General features: G+C 46.8%; 18 protein-coding genes. 14 read left to right on the top strand and 4 right to left on the bottom strand.

Annotated elements, in window-relative coordinates; genetic code table 11:
- The first annotated feature begins 51 nt into the window (after nt 1-51).
- From FN001_RS08850 to FN001_RS08815, 8 genes are all read left to right on the top strand, one after another.
- On the top strand, nt 52-1476 hold the full coding sequence (locus FN001_RS08850; protein WP_185911881.1) for a biotin/lipoyl attachment domain-containing protein: 1425 nt from the start codon (nt 52-54) through the stop codon (nt 1474-1476).
- Nucleotides 1477-1487: 11 nt separating this feature from the next.
- Nucleotides 1488-2171 carry a YggS family pyridoxal phosphate-dependent enzyme gene (locus tag FN001_RS08845; protein ID WP_118298033.1) on the top strand — a complete coding sequence of 228 codons (684 nt, stop codon included), beginning with the start codon at nt 1488-1490 and terminating at the stop codon, nt 2169-2171.
- A 17-nt stretch (nt 2172-2188) separates the two neighbouring features.
- Nucleotides 2189-2701: a cell division protein SepF gene (locus FN001_RS08840; RefSeq protein WP_142411573.1), complete on the top strand. Its 513-nt coding sequence runs from the start codon at nt 2189-2191 to the stop codon at nt 2699-2701.
- A gap of 11 nt (nt 2702-2712) precedes the next feature.
- Nucleotides 2713-3468, top strand: a complete 756-nt coding sequence (locus FN001_RS08835) for a YlmH family RNA-binding protein (RefSeq protein ID WP_142411572.1) — start codon at nt 2713-2715, stop codon at nt 3466-3468.
- A gap of 12 nt (nt 3469-3480) precedes the next feature.
- Nucleotides 3481-4581: a 3-dehydroquinate synthase gene (gene aroB, locus FN001_RS08830; protein ID WP_142411571.1), complete on the top strand. Its 1101-nt coding sequence runs from the start codon at nt 3481-3483 to the stop codon at nt 4579-4581.
- A gap of 9 nt (nt 4582-4590) precedes the next feature.
- Nucleotides 4591-5106 carry a signal peptidase II gene (lspA, locus tag FN001_RS08825; RefSeq protein WP_118321062.1) on the top strand — a complete coding sequence of 172 codons (516 nt, stop codon included), beginning with the start codon at nt 4591-4593 and terminating at the stop codon, nt 5104-5106.
- On the top strand, nt 5103-6014 hold the full coding sequence (locus FN001_RS08820) for an RluA family pseudouridine synthase (RefSeq protein WP_142411570.1): 912 nt from the start codon (nt 5103-5105) through the stop codon (nt 6012-6014). Before lspA ends, FN001_RS08820 begins: the two co-directional genes overlap by 4 nt.
- A gap of 143 nt (nt 6015-6157) precedes the next feature.
- Nucleotides 6158-6790, top strand: a complete 633-nt coding sequence (locus FN001_RS08815; protein WP_118298039.1) for a cytidylate kinase-like family protein — start codon at nt 6158-6160, stop codon at nt 6788-6790.
- 139 nt (nt 6791-6929) lie between these two features.
- On the opposite strand, the gene glmS is transcribed toward FN001_RS08815, so the two are convergent.
- Nucleotides 6930-8747 (bottom strand): glutamine--fructose-6-phosphate transaminase (isomerizing), encoded by a 1818-nt coding sequence (gene glmS, locus FN001_RS08810; RefSeq protein WP_142411569.1) that lies wholly within the window; start codon nt 8745-8747, stop codon nt 6930-6932.
- A 225-nt stretch (nt 8748-8972) separates the two neighbouring features.
- Here glmS and FN001_RS08805 point away from each other — a divergent pair, with 225 nt between their 5' ends.
- From FN001_RS08805 to FN001_RS08790, 6 genes are all read left to right on the top strand, one after another.
- A complete protein-coding gene (locus tag FN001_RS08805) occupies nt 8973-11192 on the top strand; it encodes a C40 family peptidase (RefSeq protein ID WP_142411568.1) in 2220 nt (739 codons plus the stop codon).
- 741 nt (nt 11193-11933) lie between these two features.
- Nucleotides 11934-12089 carry a hypothetical protein gene (locus FN001_RS18085; RefSeq protein ID WP_015554537.1) on the top strand — a complete coding sequence of 52 codons (156 nt, stop codon included), beginning with the start codon at nt 11934-11936 and terminating at the stop codon, nt 12087-12089.
- Between the two features lie 230 nt (nt 12090-12319).
- Nucleotides 12320-12469 (top strand): hypothetical protein, encoded by a 150-nt coding sequence (locus FN001_RS18080; RefSeq protein ID WP_185911880.1) that lies wholly within the window; start codon nt 12320-12322, stop codon nt 12467-12469.
- A 38-nt stretch (nt 12470-12507) separates the two neighbouring features.
- Nucleotides 12508-13134: a hypothetical protein gene (locus tag FN001_RS08800; RefSeq protein WP_117470261.1), complete on the top strand. Its 627-nt coding sequence runs from the start codon at nt 12508-12510 to the stop codon at nt 13132-13134.
- A gap of 262 nt (nt 13135-13396) precedes the next feature.
- Nucleotides 13397-14281, top strand: coding sequence for a tRNA lysidine(34) synthetase (locus tag FN001_RS08795; RefSeq protein ID WP_243121979.1), 885 nt, complete (start codon nt 13397-13399; stop codon nt 14279-14281).
- Nucleotides 14281-15333: a tyrosine-type recombinase/integrase gene (locus FN001_RS08790; RefSeq protein WP_142411567.1), complete on the top strand. Its 1053-nt coding sequence runs from the start codon at nt 14281-14283 to the stop codon at nt 15331-15333. The genes FN001_RS08795 and FN001_RS08790 overlap by 1 nt, the downstream gene beginning before the upstream one ends.
- Before the next feature lie 249 nt (nt 15334-15582).
- On the opposite strand, the gene FN001_RS08780 is transcribed toward FN001_RS08790, so the two are convergent.
- From FN001_RS08780 to FN001_RS08765, 3 genes are all read right to left on the bottom strand, one after another.
- Entirely contained in the window at nt 15583-15954 is a 372-nt protein-coding gene (locus FN001_RS08780; RefSeq protein WP_118298043.1) for a DUF2500 domain-containing protein, read from the bottom strand.
- Between the two features lie 285 nt (nt 15955-16239).
- Complete coding sequence (locus tag FN001_RS08770; protein WP_015554548.1) at nt 16240-16788, bottom strand: hypothetical protein; 549 nt, start codon at nt 16786-16788, stop codon at nt 16240-16242.
- A gap of 220 nt (nt 16789-17008) precedes the next feature.
- Nucleotides 17009-18334, bottom strand: coding sequence for an IS200/IS605 family accessory protein TnpB-related protein (locus FN001_RS08765; protein WP_142411566.1), 1326 nt, complete (start codon nt 18332-18334; stop codon nt 17009-17011).
- Nucleotides 18335-18342 lie beyond the last annotated feature (8 nt).

Genomic DNA, 18342 nt, shown 5'->3' with positions numbered 1-18342 from the left:
CTGAATGATGGTATCATAAAGCGGAATATGACCGTTGGGAGGTTTTATCAATTGGCGAAGAAAAAGAACAGGAAAGTCGTTCGTTATCGCCGGCCCCTGAATATCAATGTGGGCATGATCATTTTTGCCCTCATTTTCTTATATATGGCGTTTTATCTCTATACCTACCTTCGCAGGGACAAGGTGGAGTTTTATGAAGTTGTGGAAGGAAGTATCGTAAATGATACGAGGCACACCGGGATCATTCTCCGGACGGAGGAGCCGAAATATACGGACCGTGCCGGAAACATCAACTTCTATATGCGTGAGGGAAAGAGAGCAGCCGTTGGCACAAGAGTCTACTCGATCGATGAGACCGGAACACTTTCGGCTCTGCTCGCGGAGAAAACAGACGGATCGGTCGCGCTCTCAAAGGAGAATCTTGCTTCTTTAAAAAAACAGCTGTCGAGCTTCAGCCAGACATTCACCAACGAGGATTTCCGCGAAGTCTATGATACAAAGAATACTCTGGATTCAGAAGTCCTGGAGTATGTCAGCGTGGATACACTGAAAAATCTGGACAGCGCGATCTCAGAACTCGGCGGGAATTTTACCCAGGTGCGGTCCGATGTGGCCGGTGTTGTTTCGTACTCCATTGATTCGATGGAGACTCTGACACCAAACCAGGTGACTGCTGAGATGTTTGACAAGAGCAGCTATAAAAAATCCGGGATCCGTTCCGGGCAGCTCGTGGAGACGGGGGCTCCGGCTTATAAGATCATTACCTCCGAGGACTGGTCGATCGTATTTCCGCTTTCCGATGAAGATCTTACCACTTATAATGGGAAGACATCCCTGACAGTAAAGTTTACAGGGCGTGACCTGGAGACTTCGGGGGCATTCTCCACCGTGACTGGGGGAGACGGAAAAACATACGGAAAACTCGATTTTTCCAAATATATGGAGCAGTTTGTATCGGACCGCTATGTGGACTTTGAGATCGTGACGGATGAAGTGCGCGGACTCAAGATCCCGAGAAGTTCCGTGACCGATGTGACGTTCTATGTGATCCCGAAAGACTACTATGTGAGCGGGAAGAAAGACTCTTCCGACACCTCGATAGTCTCTCAGAGCGGTTTCCGGAAAGAGACATATGCGGACGGAAAGACGGTGGGAGTTGTCACTCCGTGTACGATCTACTATGCGGATGACGAATATTATTACGTGGACGCCGGGGAAAACAGCGAGCTGAAAGCCGGGGACTTCCTCACGAAGGATGATTCCGGGGAGCGCTATCAGATCGGAATGACCCAGTCTGTACAGGGTGTCTACAATATCAACCGCGGTTATACGGTATTCCGGAGAATTGAGATTCTTTCTTCGAATGATGAATATTACACGATCAAAAAGGGAACGGACTACGGTCTGTCCGTCTACGACCACATTGTCCTTGACGCGAATGCCGTGACCGGAAACGGAATGATCATCTATCAGTAGGAGGTTTTATCATGTCAATTGCAGAGAATATAAAAAATGTGAGAGAACGCGTGAATGCGGCCTGCCTTCGTGCGGGAAGAGACCCGAAGGAAGTTACCCTGATCTCCGTCAGCAAGACGAAGCCGGTTTCCATGCTGATGGAAGCTTATGAGGCCGGGGAGCGTGATTTCGGTGAAAACAAGGTGCAGGAGATCACGGAAAAACGTCCGCAGATCCCGGAGGATGCGAGATTCCATATGATCGGACATCTCCAGACAAACAAGGTCGGACAGGTCATCGATAAGGCGGTCCTGATCCACTCCTGTGACAGCGTCCATCTCGCAGAGAAGATCGAGAAGGAGGCGGCGAAGCGTGATATGATCGCAAACGTGCTCCTCGAGGTCAACGTAGCGAGGGAGGAGAGCAAATTCGGCATGTTCTTAGAGGATGTGATCCCGAACCTGAAAGAGATCCAGGCATTCCCGCATGTCTGCGTAAAGGGAATGATGACGATCGCTCCGAACGTCGAAGACGCGGAAGAAAATCGAAAATATTTTAAAGAATTATATCAATTATATGTTGACATCAAAAGTAAAAACATTGATAATGGTACTATGACTGCGCTTTCCATGGGTATGACCGGCGACTTCGAGGTGGCTGTTGAGGAAGGTGCAACCATGATTAGAGTAGGGACCGGAATCTTTGGTTCCAGATAGATTGGAGAGAACTAGATATGAGCTTTTTAGGCAAGATTATGGATACGATGCGTCTGAACGACGATGAAGATGACGATTATTTCTTAGATGACGATTATGAGGATGAAAAACCGGCACGAAAGAGCCTTTTTAAGAAACAGGCAGCCGATGATCTGGATGATTATGAGGAGGAGAAACCGAAATTCTTACCTCGCGCCACAAACAACAATAAAGTCGTTCCGATGCGCCGCGGAAGCGGGATGGAGGTTTCTCTGATCAAACCGACATCCCTGGATGACGCAAAGGAGATCTGCGATTATCTGCTTGCCGGAAAGGCAGTAGTCCTTAACATGGAGGGGATTCACACCGAGACCGCACAGCGGATCATCGATTTCACATCCGGATCCACCTATTCCATGAACGGAAATCTCCAGAAGATTTCCAATTACATTTTTATTGCGACCCCGCAGTCCGTTGAACTGTCCGGTGACTTCCAGGATCTTCTTTCCGGAGGAAACTTAGACGTATCCGGACTCAACATTCATCTGTAAAAAGGATCGATATGGAAAAGGAAGAACAGCTTTTTAAAAAGCGGATCCAGGAACTGGCAGAGAATGCCTACTCCCGCGATATCCCGCTTCACACAGATTTTCTGACACTTGCAGAACAGACTGTCTTCCAGAATATGTCGGCTACGCTGCCGCCGGTGAAGTTCGTACTTTCCGGCGGCTTTCCGATGTCTGAACGGAAGGTTTTATGTTTTCTGGCGTCCTACGAGGAGGAACTCTACGCTCCGCCGTTTGTGTGCTTAAAGATCGCGCCCGCGAACCGGCGTTTTGCGGAGGAGCTGACACACAGGGACTATCTCGGTGCGATCATGAATCTCGGCATCGAGCGGTCCATGATCGGAGATATTGTTCTGCAGGAGGGGAATGCCTGGGTTTTTGTTATGGAAAAGATGAGCAGATACCTTGCGGAGAACCTCACGATGATCCGGCACACTTCTGTTATCACAGAGATCACGTCGGATTTTTCGGATCTCCCGGAACCGGAGACGGAGGAAATCTCAGGAACGGTGAGCTCGGTCCGCCTGGACTCGGTCGTCGCACTGTGCGCGAGACTTTCCAGGACAAAGGCAGCAGTCTATATTGAAGGTGAGAAGGTTTCCGTAAACGGAGCTGTCTGCACAAATGTATCGTTAAACCTGCGGGGCGGAGAGATCCTGTCAATCCGCGGGATCGGAAAATTCCGGTTCGGAGAGCCGGGAAATCTTACGAAAAAGGGGCGTACATCCGTCGTGGTGTACCGCTACAAATAGGAGGTTATCCTTATGATCAAAGAACATGTAAACCGGATCCCGGTCCACATGGACGGGAAGACTATTTATGATATTGTCCTTGAGGACTCGTTTGATTCACTTGCAAAGGAGATCTCCGTTCTCGGCACCGAAAAGAAGAAGATCTGCATCATCGCGGACTCCAATGTCGCTGACATCTATCTCGATGAGGTGACAAAGATCCTTTCCGGCTGCTGCCGCGAGGTGACTTCCTATGTGTTCCCGGCAGGGGAAGCGAACAAGAATTTAAAGACGGTCCAGGGAGCTTACGAACATCTGATCTTAAACCACTATGACCGGAAAGATCTTCTCGTCGCACTGGGCGGCGGCGTTACGGGCGATCTCTGCGGCTTTGTCGCAGCTACCTATCTCCGCGGCGTTGATTTTGTCCAGATCCCGACAACCCTGTTATCCCAGGTGGACTCCGGGATCGGCGGAAAGACGGGGGTTGATTTTGATTCCTACAAAAATATGGTCGGCGCCTTCCATATGCCGAAACTTGTATACACGAACGTGTCCGTTCTTCGCACACTTCCGGACAACCAGTTTTCCGGCGGCATGGGAGAGGTCATCAAACACGGTCTGATCCGTGACCGGGAATACTTTGACTGGATCGCGGCCAACAAAGAAAAAATCCTCGCAAAGGATGCGGATACATTAAAACTTCTGATCCAGGGAAGCGATTTTATCAAACGCGAGGTCGTTGAGATCGATCCGACCGAGCAGAATGAGCGTGCGACCTTAAACTTTGGTCATACGCTGGGGCATGCCATCGAGAAATTAAAGAATTTTACGATGCTCCACGGTCACTGTGTTGCGGTCGGTGCCCTTGCAGCCATGAATATCTGTAAGGAGCGCGGTCTTGTAAACCAGGATGAGATCGATGCATACCGGGCTCTGATGGAGTATTTCTCCATTCCGACATCTGTTTCCGGTCTCGATCCGGAGGAAGTGGTCGCGGCGACGAAAAATGATAAAAAGATGGAGGCCGGCGTGATCAAGTTCATCCTTCTGGACCGTGTGGGACATGCCTACATCGACCGGACCGTCACAAAAGAGGAGATGGAGCGCGCCCTTGCAGCCATTTTCAGATAGGAGTGTTTTATGAATACGATCGGAAAACGCTACGGCATTCTTGCCGTTTGTTCTGCCCTGCTCATCGCCCTGGACCAGTGGGCGAAGAGTATGGCTTACAGCACGCTGCGCGTCAACGGACCGCTGGTGCTGATCAAGGGAGTCTTTGAGCTTTTATACTCGGAAAACCGGGGAGCGGCTTTCGGGATCCTCCAGGGAAAACAGTGGTTTTTCTTCCTGGTGGCTGCGGCCGTTGTGATCGCGGTCCTTGTCTTTGTGGCAAAACTTCCGTCCGGAAGCCGGTACCTGCCTCTTTATATCGCCATGATCCTTCTCCTTTCTGGAGCTGTCGGAAACCTGATCGACCGTGCGGTACGGGGGTTCGTGGTGGATTTCTTCTATTTCAGCCTCATCGACTTCCCGATTTTTAACGTGGCGGACTGCTACGTGGTCTGCGCGGCCGGACTTCTGATCCTGCTGATCGGCTTTTTCTACAAGGAGGATGAGCTTTCCTTCCTCTCATCAAAAAAGGAGAATGAGCAGTGAGAGAAGAATGTTTTGTGACCGAGGAGACGGCTGGAGACCGGATCGACAAGTTCCTTGCGGAACAGTATGAAGATCTGTCGCGCTCGTTTTTGCAGAAGCTGTTAAAATCCGGGGAAGTCATGGTAAACGGGCGCCCGGTGAAGGCGAGCTACAAGGCGGCAGAGGGGGATACGATCTCCTTCGAGGTGCCGGAGGCTGTGGAGCCGGAGATCGTTCCGGAGGATATCCCGCTCGATATCTTATATGAGGATCACGATGTGATCTTGGTGAACAAGCCGAAGGGCATGGTGGTCCATCCGGCAGCAGGACATTACACAGGGACTCTGGTGAATGCGCTGATGTACCATTGTAAGGAAGATCTCTCAGGGATCAACGGGGTTCTGCGCCCGGGGATCGTCCACCGGATCGATATGGACACGACCGGCGTCATCATCGCCTGCAAGAATGATCTCGCCCACAATTCCATCGCAGCACAGCTGAAAGAACATTCGATCACCCGCCGCTACCAGGCGATCGTTCACGGCGTTTTAAAGGACGATGAGGGCGTGATCGACGCGCCGATCGGAAGAAGTCCGAAAGACCGGAAGAAGATGGCGATCAATTACAATAACGGAAAATCCGCGGTGACCCATTACCGGGTGATCGCGAGATTCAAGGATTTCACCCATATCGAGTGCCGGCTGGAGACGGGAAGGACTCACCAGATCCGCGTCCATATGGCGAGCATCGGACATCCGCTTTTGGGGGATGCCGTCTATGGCCCGGCAAAATGTCCGTATAGGCTCCAGGGGCAGACACTGCACGCAGGGATTTTAGGGTTCGTTCATCCGCGGATTGGGGAATATATGGAGTTTTCGGCGCCGCTGCCGGAGTATTTTGAGGAGCTTTTAAGAAAATTGCCGGGATAATTTTTCCCGGCTTTTTTATTCTGCTTTATGCATATACTGATACAAAAATTCAGAAAATTTATGGAATAACTCTTGCATATTGCCTATAATTTTTGTATAATATAGCTATCAGAAAGCTTGATGACAGAAAGGAGCTGTGGCATATGAGTGATAACCTTATTATTACGATCGGAAGAGAATGTGGAAGCGGAGGAAGACATATCGGGCAGGCGTTAGCAGAAAAACTCGGTATAAAATGTTATGACAAAGAGCTCCTGAATCTGGCTGCAAAAGAGAGCGGTCTCTGCAAAGAGCTGTTTGAGACCCATGACGAGAAACCGACGAGCAGTTTCTTATATTCTCTGGTAATGGATACGTATTCCCTTGGATATACGAACTCTGCATATATGGATATGCCGATCAACCATAAGATCTTCCTTGCGCAGTTTGATACGATCAAAAATCTTGCGGATAAAGAATCCTGCGTAATTATCGGACGCTGCGCTGACTACGCGCTGGCTGATTATCCGAACGTAGTATCCGTGTTTATTACAGCTGATGAGGATGTGAAGATCAAGACTTTGATGGAGCGCCATAAGATCACGGAATCTCAGGCGAAGGATCTCATGATCAAGACCGATAAAAAGCGTTCCAGTTACTATAACTATTATTCCAGCAAGCGCTGGGGCGATTCCAAGAGCTATGATCTCTGCATGAACAGCAGCAAGATCGGATATGACGGAGTTGTGAAGATGATCCAGGAATTTGCGAAGATCAAGGGCGCTTATAAGAAATAGTGGTTCTGGCGGAAGCCATCCGGCGAACGTACAGAAGGATCAGAATGGATATAAAAGAAGAATAAAGCGTAAAAAACCACCGGTCCGGGCGAGGATGTATCTGCCTGAACCGGTGGTTTTTTGTATAAACTTGTTTTACTTATTCCACCGTCACGGATTTTGCCAGGTTTCTCGGCTGGTCCACATCAAGACCTTTCTGGACGGAAGCGTAGTAGGCGATGAGCTGAAGGACAACGGCGATTGGGAACACGGTGAATTTGTCATCTTCCCTTGGAATGCGGATGATCACGTCTGCAATGCCCTCGTCGACAGCGGTATCTTCCGTGACGAGGAGGATCACATAAGCACCTCGCGCTTTCACCTCGCGGATATTCGAGATCGTCTTTGCGAAAATATGCTTCTGGGTCGCGATCGCGATGACCGGAACATGGTCTGTGATCAGAGCGATGGTTCCGTGCTTCAACTCACCGGCTGCGTAAGCCTCCGCATGAATGTAGGAGATCTCTTTCAGCTTTAACGCGCCCTCCAGGGAGAATGCGTAGTCCATTCCGCGGCCGATAAAGAAGACATCCGGGTAGTTTACGATATGGGTGACGATCTCATTGATCGTATTTTCCTCCCGGATCATGGTCTCCATGGAGGTGGCACAGTTTAAGAGGTCACTCATGAACTGCTCTGCATGTTCTTCCGTGTATACGCCGCGTATAAGCGCCATACGGCAGAAAAGAAGATAGAGGGCGGCAATCTGTACCGTGTAGGCTTTCGTGCTCGCCACGGCGATCTCAGGACCTCCATGCGTGTAGATCACATAGTCGCTTTCGCGGGCGATCGTGGAACCTTTTACATTTACAACCGAGATCACGGTGGAGCCGCATTCTCTCGCGAGGCGCAGCGCCGCCAGGGTATCGATCGTCTCGCCGGACTGGGAGATCACGATCGTGAGCGTGGAGTCATCGATCAGCGGCTCCTCATAGCGGAACTCGGAGGCGATGGACACCGTGACCGGGATCCTGAGACGTGGCTCGATCAGGGCTCTTGCGACCATCCCGGCGTGCATGGCAGTTCCGCAGGCGATGACGCGGATATTTGTGGTCCGTTTTAAGAGCTCATCCGGGATCTTCTCGTCGGTGAGATCCGGGAGACCTTTTGTGAGACGCGGCAGGATCGTTTTCTTTAACACTTCCGGCTGCTCGTGGATCTCCTTCATCATAAAGTGAGGGAATCCGTTTTTCATGGCAGCGTCCGTGTTCCAGGATGCCTCCAGGATCTCAGGCTCAGTCTTTGTGCCGTCAAGCTCGTAGAGATCAGCGTGGTAGGCGGTGAGCTGTACGAGCTTTCCTTCCGGAACAACGAAGTATTTCTTTGAGTACGGGAGAAGTGCGGTCAGGTCGGAGGCGATCATGGCGCCTGAAGACGTGTAAGCCGCTACGAGCGGACTTACGTTTCTCACCGCATAGATCTCGCCAGGACGGTCTTCAAACATGATACAGAAGGCGTAGGAGCCTTCCAGCTGGTTTAAAAATTTCCGGATCGACGGGATCGGGTCACCGTTGTAGATCTCGTTTAAGGTTGCTGCGGCAACTTCCGTGTCCGTCTGGGAGTGAAGTTTTCCTTCCAGGTGGTATTTTTCCGTCAGGGCGTGATAGTTTTCTATGATGCCGTTATGGATCATCGTCACCTTCCCTGCAACATGCGGATGGGCGTTTTCACTGGTGACGCCGCCGTGCGTTGCCCAGCGGGTATGACCGATCCCGCAGTGGGACACGACCGGATTTTCCTCGCACACCTTGCGGAGAGCGGCAACTTTTCCGACTTTTTTAATAAAATGGATCTTTGAGTTCTCATCAAACAGGGCGATCCCGGCGCTGTCATAACCACGGTATTCGAGCTGGGTAAGGCCGTCTAGCAATACTGTCTGCGCATCTAAAGGACCGCAGTATCCGATAATTCCACACATATATATTCATCTCCATTTCCTGATGAAAGAATCTGTTTTCATTGTTTCCAGGCAGAGCCAATTTGATAGGATTATAGTATTAAATGTCAGGAAAGTCAATTGGTGACTGGTTTTGGTGTATCGGCGGGATGAGAAAAAATAAAAAAAAAATAAAAAAATTTTCTTCCTCTTTATGTTATACTTACACCGTTATATTTACATAATGCAGGAGATGTACGCTCGAAAATGAAGTTCAAAGACCATTTAGATTTTCATAAATTACCTTTCGATAAAGAAAAGATCCGTGAACAGGTCGAAAAGATCGCGGCGGACTGTATGCGCTGGGTGACGCGCAGACAGAATGCAAGACCGCTTCTGGCGATGGCTTTGTGCACCTGTATCGCGTTTTCCGCGATGGTGCCATATATTCCGGTGGCCGCCCCGGCTGAGATCAGTACAGAGAGGATCACAGAACCGGAGACCTTTGATATCCTCGAGGATCCGACGGAGAGAGAGACTGAGGAGACCACAGCGGAGATCGATCCGGATGCTCCGGCCCCGTATAAATTAAATCTCGCAAATATGTACGCAGAGGGATCGGAGACAAGCTATGCGGAGATCCTGATGAAGGAGCTGATCCAGAAGGATTCCAAATGGTTTGCTGCGATCTACGATATGGCAAATACGGCACCGGTAAAGCTGGCGCCTGCCTTTGGACGCAAGGCATCCTCCGTTCTCGGACAGTACAATCCGACATCAAAGACCCAGAATAAAAATGATCCGTCCACCTGGTATGTGGAACATTTTAAGAATGTAAAGATCACGTTCTACAACGGAGACGGAGAGGTCACATCCGCGGTCTCCAATGCCCAGGACATTCTTTCCATGGCGAGTGTATATGCTTATTACAACGGGATCACGGACCTTGATTCGATCCGTGCCTACGTCAATGATCTCTGGACAAAATCACATTCCTACCAGGCAGTTTTGGGAAACGTCTACTACTGTGATGGCTGTGTGGATCCGAACGCGTCCGCGGAAGAGGGAGATTCTGAGCTGGAAGGAGAGGATACATTCGTATCCGGGCGGAATATCGATACCGAGATCCGGACAGATGCGGGAGATGAGGTCATCGACCAGGCCGGAGACACGGTTTCCGTGAACGGGGAGAGCTACAGCGGCAGCTCTTCGTCCGCCTCCTCCGCGCAGGGGGCGTCGGAAGGCACCACAACGGCAGCTGAGACAACAACGGTACCGCCGTCAGCTGCAAACCACACAGAAGGAGCTGAGACAAAGGAGTCGACCACGAGTGCCCTGGATTCCCTGGCTGAGACAGCGGAGAGCGTGATCCAGGAGACGAAGAAGAAGGCGACGATCGTCCGTGTGGAAGATTCCACTACAGCGGCTGAGACGACAAAAGCTCCGGAGACAACACCACAGGCAGCGGCATCTTCGACACAGGCGGAGACAGCGCCGCAGACAACAGCACCTTCTTCTGAGGCAGCGGAAGAGACCACGGTAAAGGTTATCCGTGTCAGTGACAACGGAGATTCCGATGCAAGCTCCGATTATATCGTCCATGCGGCCGCGGAAACTGCAGCACCTGCGGAGATAACAGCATCCGCGGAAAGTGCGGAGCCGGAAACCGATCCGGAGCTCATCCCTGTTTCTGATGAACAAGCTGAAACAGCGGAGCAGTACACCGTCCATGCGGCCGCTTCCCATGCGCTGATCTGCCCGGGACATGTCGATCTTAAGATCACAGCGATCATCCGGACCCTCAGCGAGAGCGCAAACCTTTACAGCATCGATGATGCGGGAAATGCGGTGGGAGAGACTGCATCAGTAACCGCAGACGGAACCGGCTGGGAAGGCTGGAACCGCAGAATGACTTCTTTCGTAAGCCATATCGACCGTCAGGACTGGACAGCGACTTACGGATTAAACGTAGTCGTGGAGGGAACGAGAGCGCCGCTTTCCACTGCTGAGATCGACACCTACATGAGCAAACTTCCGAAAGATCTGTCGGAGACGAGAAAGGACATTATCCGGTATGCACTCCAGTCTGTCGGTAAAGTCCCGTATTACTGGGGCGGAAAAGCCAGCGCCCAGAATTACACCGGCAACAATTTCGGTTCTGTCACGATCCCGGATCACAAAGGACGTATCTTAAAGGGACTCGACTGCTCCGGATGGGTCAACTGGGTATACTGGTCCGTTACAGGAACGCATCTGCCGTATGAGGGCACAGAGGGCTTAAGGACTCTTGGACGGCAGGTAAAACGTCAGGATCTGAAGCCGGGCGATATCGTGGTAATCACGGGATCCACGCCGCATGTTATCATGTTCCTCGGATTTACCTCAAACGGACAGATCCAGTGTGTCCATGAGACGGGTTCCGCGAACAATGTCACAATTGGCGTGATGAACGCGAACTGGCCGTATTACAGAAATCTGCTGGATTAATGGAATGTAGTTCTGGGAATTAACCGATTTGTCTGGTTCTGGGGACTAAAAAGTAATTTTAAATAATTTGATCTGTATGAAATTGATTTGATGATTGTGATGAACATTTTTGTGCGGATCATGTGCAGCACCTTCTTTACAGCACATCAGGGGTCTAGAAAGACTGGAATGTGGCTGGAGAGAAGGTGCTTGCTTTAGTTGCCGATAACGAAAGTGAAGAAAAAGAATTAATAAAAATTGAATCAAGGCAGTTCTGCGCTGATAATTGGATACGCTGAAGAAAATATGGCGGGAGTGGGTTGTAAGAAAAAATTTTTTGATGCTTTTAAGAGAAAAAATTACAGATAATTAGCTAAAATATAAACAATATATTACGAATTATGAAGATATGAAGAAGTGTATTGAAAACAGTACAATTTGATAATATAATTCAAAAAAGGAAAGAGTAACGCGGACTGCACCAAGACAGGAGGCAGTATGGGCAGGAGAAAATTAAAATAAGATATATCATTTTCGTGCTGATAACCATGGGCGTAATATTTTTTGGAAAAATAACTAGGCTTGATAATTTAAACGCAGAAAAAATCGCCGGGATCATACTCGTGTCCCCACCTTATAAAAAGAGAATAACAGGTCAGCAAAAGATTGAAGAATTTACAATCCTGTTTAATGACAGAAAAAAGAAACCTGTATTCTCAATCACTCCACCCAAATGGCCGGGACAAAGGAGCCCTTATATCAATGGAAACATACCAATATAATATTATTTTTTGCGGGGAGAACATTACGGTGAACAGACCAAAATATGTCATGGACAAATCGATAGATTTTGAGTTGGATCAGTTCCTGAAAAATATAATTAATAAAGCCCCATTAAGATGGATGCCTCCCGGATAAGGAGGTCGCTATGATGAATAAATCCGTAAAAACATGGTTTCTGTGGCAAAGAGCTATATGGCAGTAACATATGAATGTGAATAGGAAAGTTTGTTTCATATAACATATGAAAACAAAAGGATTAACGAATATTGAAAAGGAGATGATTCCAATGGATATGTCCCATGTAGATAACTATCACTGCACACTAAGTAACGAGACATACTAAACAATGAAAAGGAGAGCACTCTATGAAAAAAAGATTTCTGGTACTCTGCAGCATGACACTATTCCTCTTGTCTGCCTATTTATCCACCTCTTTTGCAGATCAAAAGGCGGGGGAATCTAAAACCTATACGGTAGATGATATCAATAATGGCTTCACCAATTATTTAGTATAAATTAAACATAACTTTGAACTTCACAGCAAGAGGGAAAAATGAAAAAAACAAAGTTTGAGATTTTGATTTTTATATGTATGATACTTTTGGGATTAGGGTGTTTTCTTATTGCCACGAAAAATAACCAATATAATTTTTTCGAGGATATTTTATCACGCTATCCCGAAGAGAATATTGCAGGAACTCTTATGGTAGATTTAACACATGATGGTAATGATGAGTTACTTGTTATAAGCCAGGATGCCTTGGAAATCACATTGGAAATATATGCTATAATAGATGGCAATCCTATTGTAATATATAAAGACCATGCCTCTGATAACCATGCTGGATGGCGTTGGTACTATTTAACTGTTGTTGACCATAAAAACTATATCCTACAGTATACACCTGAGATATGGAATGGCATAGGAAATTACCATTTTGAAATATTTTCCTTTAATCAGAAGGGCCAGAAAGAAATATTAGAGACACAGGAACTGCCATATGATTCGATACATACTTCAGAGGATAATAAGCAGGATTTATTAATCAAAACACAGAATTTTAAAGCTATCTATGAAAAATGGCAAACCAACAGCATACCATTGATTACCATAGGCAGCGATCCGCTAACCGGTGATAATGATAATTATGTCCTGGAGAAAAAAAGTAATATTGAATAATTCCTATATAATTCCGAAAAAATAGTAGAAAAGCGGGATTTCCATGTGATTGTAATAAGTGTCCTACATCTTTGTGACATGTTTACCTACATCGACAATATATTATGGCATTTTTTGTTTTGAAAGCCGGAATATTGACATTGGGGATGGAATAGGGTATGATATGGATAGATTTCCAACTATTCGTGAAAGAACAGTTTATCGAATAGTTGTGGCGAAATTCCGGTGATCTACCATGTTTTCCATGAAATGAGGTTTTCTAATGAAATTACAAAGACTTTTAAGCCTGGTTCGTCAGGCTGTTGATGATTATACTCTCATCGATGATCAGGACCACATTGCTGTCGGTGTTTCCGGCGGTAAGGACAGTCTGGCTCTTCTCTATGCGCTTCATGAACTGCAGCGCTTTTACCCGAAACATTTTACGCTTCATGCATTCACAGTCGATCTCGGTTTCGGAATTCAGGATTTCAGCGGCATAAAGGCCTTTTGCAAAGGTTTTCAGGTACCGCTCACGATAATTCCCACCGAGATCGGAAAAATCGTTTTTGAGACCCGTAAAGAGTCCAATCCATGCTCTCTGTGTGCGAAAATGCGCAAAGGAGCCCTAAACCTTGAGGCAAAGGCCGCCGGATGCAATAAGATCGCTTACGCGCATCATAAGGATGATATTATCGAGACGATGCTGTTGTCTTTAATGTTCGAAGGACGTTTTTATACATTCCCACCAAAGACATTTTTGGACCGCACAGAGCTCACCGTGATCCGGCCGCTCATGTATGTCTCTGAGGCTGATGTGATCGGATTTAAGAATAAGTATAATCTTCCTGTGTGCAAAAATCCATGCCCCGCTGATGGACATACAAAACGCGAATATGTTAAAAATTTAACCAAGCAGTTAAATAAAGATAATCCGGGAATTAAGGAACGGCTGTTTCATGCGGTAATTTCCGGAAATATTGAAGGCTGGAATTCTGGAAATATCGGAATGGCTGGAACTTCTGATGGGGTGGATGATAAAGCCTGTCGATCGGAGACATCTGTGAAAATGCAGAGAGATCAGACCGGTGCGGAAGAACAACTTTCCGAATCACATAATTGCCATGAAAATGACCGTGAAAGCAAGAATAAAAAGGAGGAATTCTGATGGCTACACTCTCCTACCATGAACAGAAGGATATTGAAAATATCAAGAAACTTCGGGAACTGCAGAAGGAACTCCCTTCTTTCTGTTCCGATTTTTTCCGCGGAATCGAGACAAGCACGTCCACAAGAACAAGGATTGCCTACGCATATGATCTGAAAATATTTTTTCAGTTCTTAAAGACCGCCAATCCCGGCACCTTTGACAATCCGTCCCATACTCTCACACCGTCCGATCTTGAAAAGCTGACGGTGACAGATCTGGAGGAATATATTGATTATCTGAAATGTCATCCGAGTGATACGAATGAAGATGTTATAAATACAGAACGTGGACTCATGCGGAAGGTCTCTTCTCTCCGCAGCTTCTACAGCTATTTCTTCCGAAATGAACTGATCGAGAAGAACCCAGCCGCCCTCGTGCGCATGCCGAAGCTCCACGAAAAGGAAATTATCCGTCTGGAGATCGATGAGGTTGCAAAGCTCCTCGATGAGGTTGAGGAAGGTGACAAACTGACCGAAAAACAGAAGCTTTACCATGAGCGAACAAAAGTTCGAGACCTTGCAATGATGTCACTCCTCCTCGGAACCGGTATCCGTGTCTCTGAATGCGTTGGATTAAATATCAATGATATCGACCTTGATACCTGCGGTGCCAGAGTTTACCGGAAAGGCGGAAAGGAATCCGTTATCTACTTCAGCGATGAAGTCCGTGATGTGCTGGAAAACTACCTTGATGAGCGGGAAATGATCGACGCGGTTCCAGGAAATGAGGATGCCCTCTTCCTCTCCATGCAGCGAAAACGGATCAATGTGCGCAGCGTGGAAAATCTCGTAAAAAAATACGCAAAACTTGTCACACCGCTGAAAAAGATCACTCCACACAAGCTCCGCAGCACCTACGGTACAAGCCTTTACCGGGAAACCGGAGATATTTACCTCGTCGCCTCCGTCTTAGGTCATAATGATGTCAATACGACCAGAAAACATTATGCGGCTCAGGAGGAAGAACGCAGACGATCAGCGCGGAATGTTGTAAGACTGCGTGAAAGCTAAAAAAGTAAAAAAAAATTTTCGATGAAAAAGACTAATTTCGTACTTTATTTCCGTGTAAAGTGAAAACTACCGTTAATCCGCTTTGACATGACATTTGCAACTTACTCTGCCAAGAAACGCGGAGAAGGCAAACCACATCGAGTCTCATTACTCATGTGGCCAAAAAGCTTATTAGAGTCATTACGCATTGGAGAGGCAAGATATCGACTTTAATGCACAGAAGAGCCTGTGAAACTATCACCTCCAGAATCACACGCGCTCAAATGACAGATATCTCGTTCCCTGAAACGTAAGTTTCCCAATGTCGCCTTCCGCCAGCATTCCATATTCTCTGCCAGAAACCGGCAATTCCATCCGGTCACCGCTCTCTACCTGAAACGTGACATAGTAGCTGGTACTTGAAGTCGAATGGTAGCCATGCGTTCCAGACAGGTCACCCGCATTTGCATGGCTATGATGTGTGATATTTTCACGCTTTGCGACGATGGTTGCACTCACCGACAAACGCGGTGACTGATTGTTTTTATGCCATGTTCCGATTCCTGTCACAAACTGGAAGATGATCATGCCAAAAACCATTACGAAGATAATCGGAAACATAAACTCAAACAGCATAAACATATAGCTCACCTCTTCTTCATCTTTCGTCCAATGATTACTCTGAGCACAAAACATACGACAATCACGAAAAGCGAGGCAGCGATATACAGTAATGCTTCTGTATACCACGGTGCAGAATACGATTCGTATAGTTTCGGAAAGCGCTTATACCCATAGAAATCCATACCCGTTTTAATCACAATCATGTAGAAACTCGCATAGATAATATATTTTAATAAATCGTATAGTTTATTCATGCTCTTGATTCTGCAAATTTGAAATTTATCGCAATATTTCATTCTTGGATTATACTCGCTTATAGATAATTGGTTCATCATATCCAAAAGTTTTCTTTCCATTAACTTCCATGCTTTCAGATACCTCCAGACAACTATCAGAAAACTTTTCCCAAAGCTTAAAGGTCATTACCGGTGAAAACTGGCTTGTACTGCCTCCTTCCCAGATTCCATCTTTCTCATGATAGAGCGCCGGAGTGAATTTTTCAGATTTTTTCAATTCAGTGTAGTCAGCATTTTTCATAGAATCATATGAAAACGTACTTTTATCTTCTCCTTCTGGTATTTCATAAGAATACAACACAATTCCGTCTTCTTTCTCTGTAATAAGGAAAAGATGTGGGGAAGCATGGCGTTTACCATTTGTCTCATAGTAGCTTTCTTCAACAACAAATTTACCATTAAAATCTTTAGGAAGGTTTAAAATTTTCTCATTACAGATTGTATTAATGTGTTCTGCATAAGGATATGTTTTCCCTTCTCTCTGCATATTATCAAACTGCTCTTTGTTATTAAAGTGTCCCGTCATCATATTAATAAAATTATCGAGCTTCATCATGCTTTTTACCTCCAAATTTCGACTTGTTACTCACATGATATCATATTTTTTCGTGAACCTCACATGGCTAAAGTCACGTGCTTCTCAGCCGCTTTAAGCGGCAAGACTAAATATCGGCGGATACGCCAGTAACTTAGAATTGGTGCGGATACGCACTTTTTCCACGCCGGATACGGCTGGTTTCCACATTACAGGTAGTCCGCTGGATATCTGCCTGTGTTTATGCCGCTTTTAAGTCGCTTACTTCTATATAAAGCTTTCTTAAATCTGCATAAACACAGGAGGTTCTACGCTTCACTGCAGGTACTTTTGCCTCCAGTGAAGACCTTTCCGTTTCCGGCAAGGGTTTTAAAAGCTCCCGTATAAAATATCTCGCTCCGATATTATAGGCTGCTGACAGGTCGCAGTTGTACTGCTTTCCTGTTTGAAAGGTACAAAGGCTATGGTTCTCCGGGTTTCTTACTACCGCTCCGCTTCCGTCACAGGCCAGCCTGCTGGTGTTTTGGGCACTGACTCTGGACACACGAATCCCGTTCCGATGTGCCTGATGTTCACACAGCTTCTGAATATCCCGTTTTCTCCATAAATGAAGCTTTTGTTTCTTTTTTCCGGATATTTTTCCCTGCATTTCCAGATGCTCAAACACAATTACGTCTACCCGATACTCTGCAGCATATTTCGTGATCTCCGCAGCTATTTTGCGGGACAGCTCCATATTCAGCCTTTTGGCATAATCCCATCGGCTTTTGACCTGTCCGGAGGAATGTTCTCTCTGAAAACGGCGGATCCTGCCAAGCACATGATACAAATGGTCTTTATCACTGGGGAAATTTATAAATTTACGTCCCAGGATAGTGCCATCTGCACTCATGATGCTGCAGACTGCATCCGTATTGATCCCTAGATCAACGCTGCATATCACCTGCTCTTTTACCTCTGTTTTTGATAAGCTTACTTCCTCTGTGTATGAAAACCGAAGGAAATATTTATGATGTTTCTTTTCCAAAGTAGGGGCAGATGCCTTTTTACCACTCCATTTTTTTCGCAGATATTCCATATCGGTATGAAGTAATTTTACCTGAAACCACTTCCACTCACGCCCATCAAACAGCTTTAAATGAGCCACATCTTCTCCCGGTTCTGCTTCCTTATACATGACATCCCGATAGAATACCGGCATCGCATGATTCTCACAGACCAGCTTTGGTTTTCCTTTTAGTTCTCCTTTTTCCCACAGATCAAGCCGTGTATAATAGGAGGACACCGCTCCGAGTGCATGTTGGATCGCTGATCTTCTCAGATAGGAGGGCATCTTGGGGAAATGACGGTCAAACGCAAATCGGGCATGATTTTTTTTCGTTTCATGTACCAGATGTTCCGCTTCATTAAAGCGTTTTTGCGGATTTCTGATTTCGGAAAGTTCTTCCCACGTCTCTGCATACACCGGGATTAGATAGGAAACTGCTTTCCGAAAAATATCCAGCGTAGAGCAGAGCGGTATATTCTTTTTATTAATTTCTACTCCATAGCTGGATACAATCTGCATAAAGTTCC

The organism is Clostridium sp. Marseille-P7770 (genome assembly GCF_902143525.1).
Taxonomy (GTDB): domain Bacteria; phylum Bacillota; class Clostridia; order Lachnospirales; family Lachnospiraceae; genus Pilosibacter.
This window is presented reverse-complemented; position numbering and strand designations above follow the sequence as displayed.

Bases quoted from the DNA above. Each gene is read 5' to 3' on its own strand.
- FN001_RS08790 (WP_142411567.1), top strand. From the start codon at position 14,281: ATGGCTACACTCTCCTACCATGAACAGAAGGATATTGAAAATATCAAG.
- FN001_RS08815 (WP_118298039.1), top strand. From the start codon at position 6,158: ATGAGTGATAACCTTATTATTACGATCGGAAGAGAATGTGGAAGCGGA.
- FN001_RS18080 (WP_185911880.1), top strand. From the start codon at position 12,320: ATGAAAAAAAGATTTCTGGTACTCTGCAGCATGACACTATTCCTCTTG.
- glmS (WP_142411569.1), bottom strand. From the start codon at position 8,747: ATGTGTGGAATTATCGGATACTGCGGTCCTTTAGATGCGCAGACAGTA.
- FN001_RS18085 (WP_015554537.1), top strand. From the start codon at position 11,934: ATGGAAACATACCAATATAATATTATTTTTTGCGGGGAGAACATTACG.
- FN001_RS08780 (WP_118298043.1), bottom strand. From the start codon at position 15,954: ATGTTTATGCTGTTTGAGTTTATGTTTCCGATTATCTTCGTAATGGTT.
- FN001_RS08765 (WP_142411566.1), bottom strand. From the start codon at position 18,334: ATGCAGATTGTATCCAGCTATGGAGTAGAAATTAATAAAAAGAATATA.
- FN001_RS08795 (WP_243121979.1), top strand. From the start codon at position 13,397: ATGAAATTACAAAGACTTTTAAGCCTGGTTCGTCAGGCTGTTGATGAT.
- aroB (WP_142411571.1), top strand. From the start codon at position 3,481: ATGATCAAAGAACATGTAAACCGGATCCCGGTCCACATGGACGGGAAG.
- FN001_RS08770 (WP_015554548.1), bottom strand. From the start codon at position 16,788: ATGATGAAGCTCGATAATTTTATTAATATGATGACGGGACACTTTAAT.
- lspA (WP_118321062.1), top strand. From the start codon at position 4,591: ATGAATACGATCGGAAAACGCTACGGCATTCTTGCCGTTTGTTCTGCC.
- FN001_RS08805 (WP_142411568.1), top strand. From the start codon at position 8,973: ATGAAGTTCAAAGACCATTTAGATTTTCATAAATTACCTTTCGATAAA.
- FN001_RS08840 (WP_142411573.1), top strand. From the start codon at position 2,189: ATGAGCTTTTTAGGCAAGATTATGGATACGATGCGTCTGAACGACGAT.
- FN001_RS08835 (WP_142411572.1), top strand. From the start codon at position 2,713: ATGGAAAAGGAAGAACAGCTTTTTAAAAAGCGGATCCAGGAACTGGCA.
- FN001_RS08800 (WP_117470261.1), top strand. From the start codon at position 12,508: ATGAAAAAAACAAAGTTTGAGATTTTGATTTTTATATGTATGATACTT.
- FN001_RS08845 (WP_118298033.1), top strand. From the start codon at position 1,488: ATGTCAATTGCAGAGAATATAAAAAATGTGAGAGAACGCGTGAATGCG.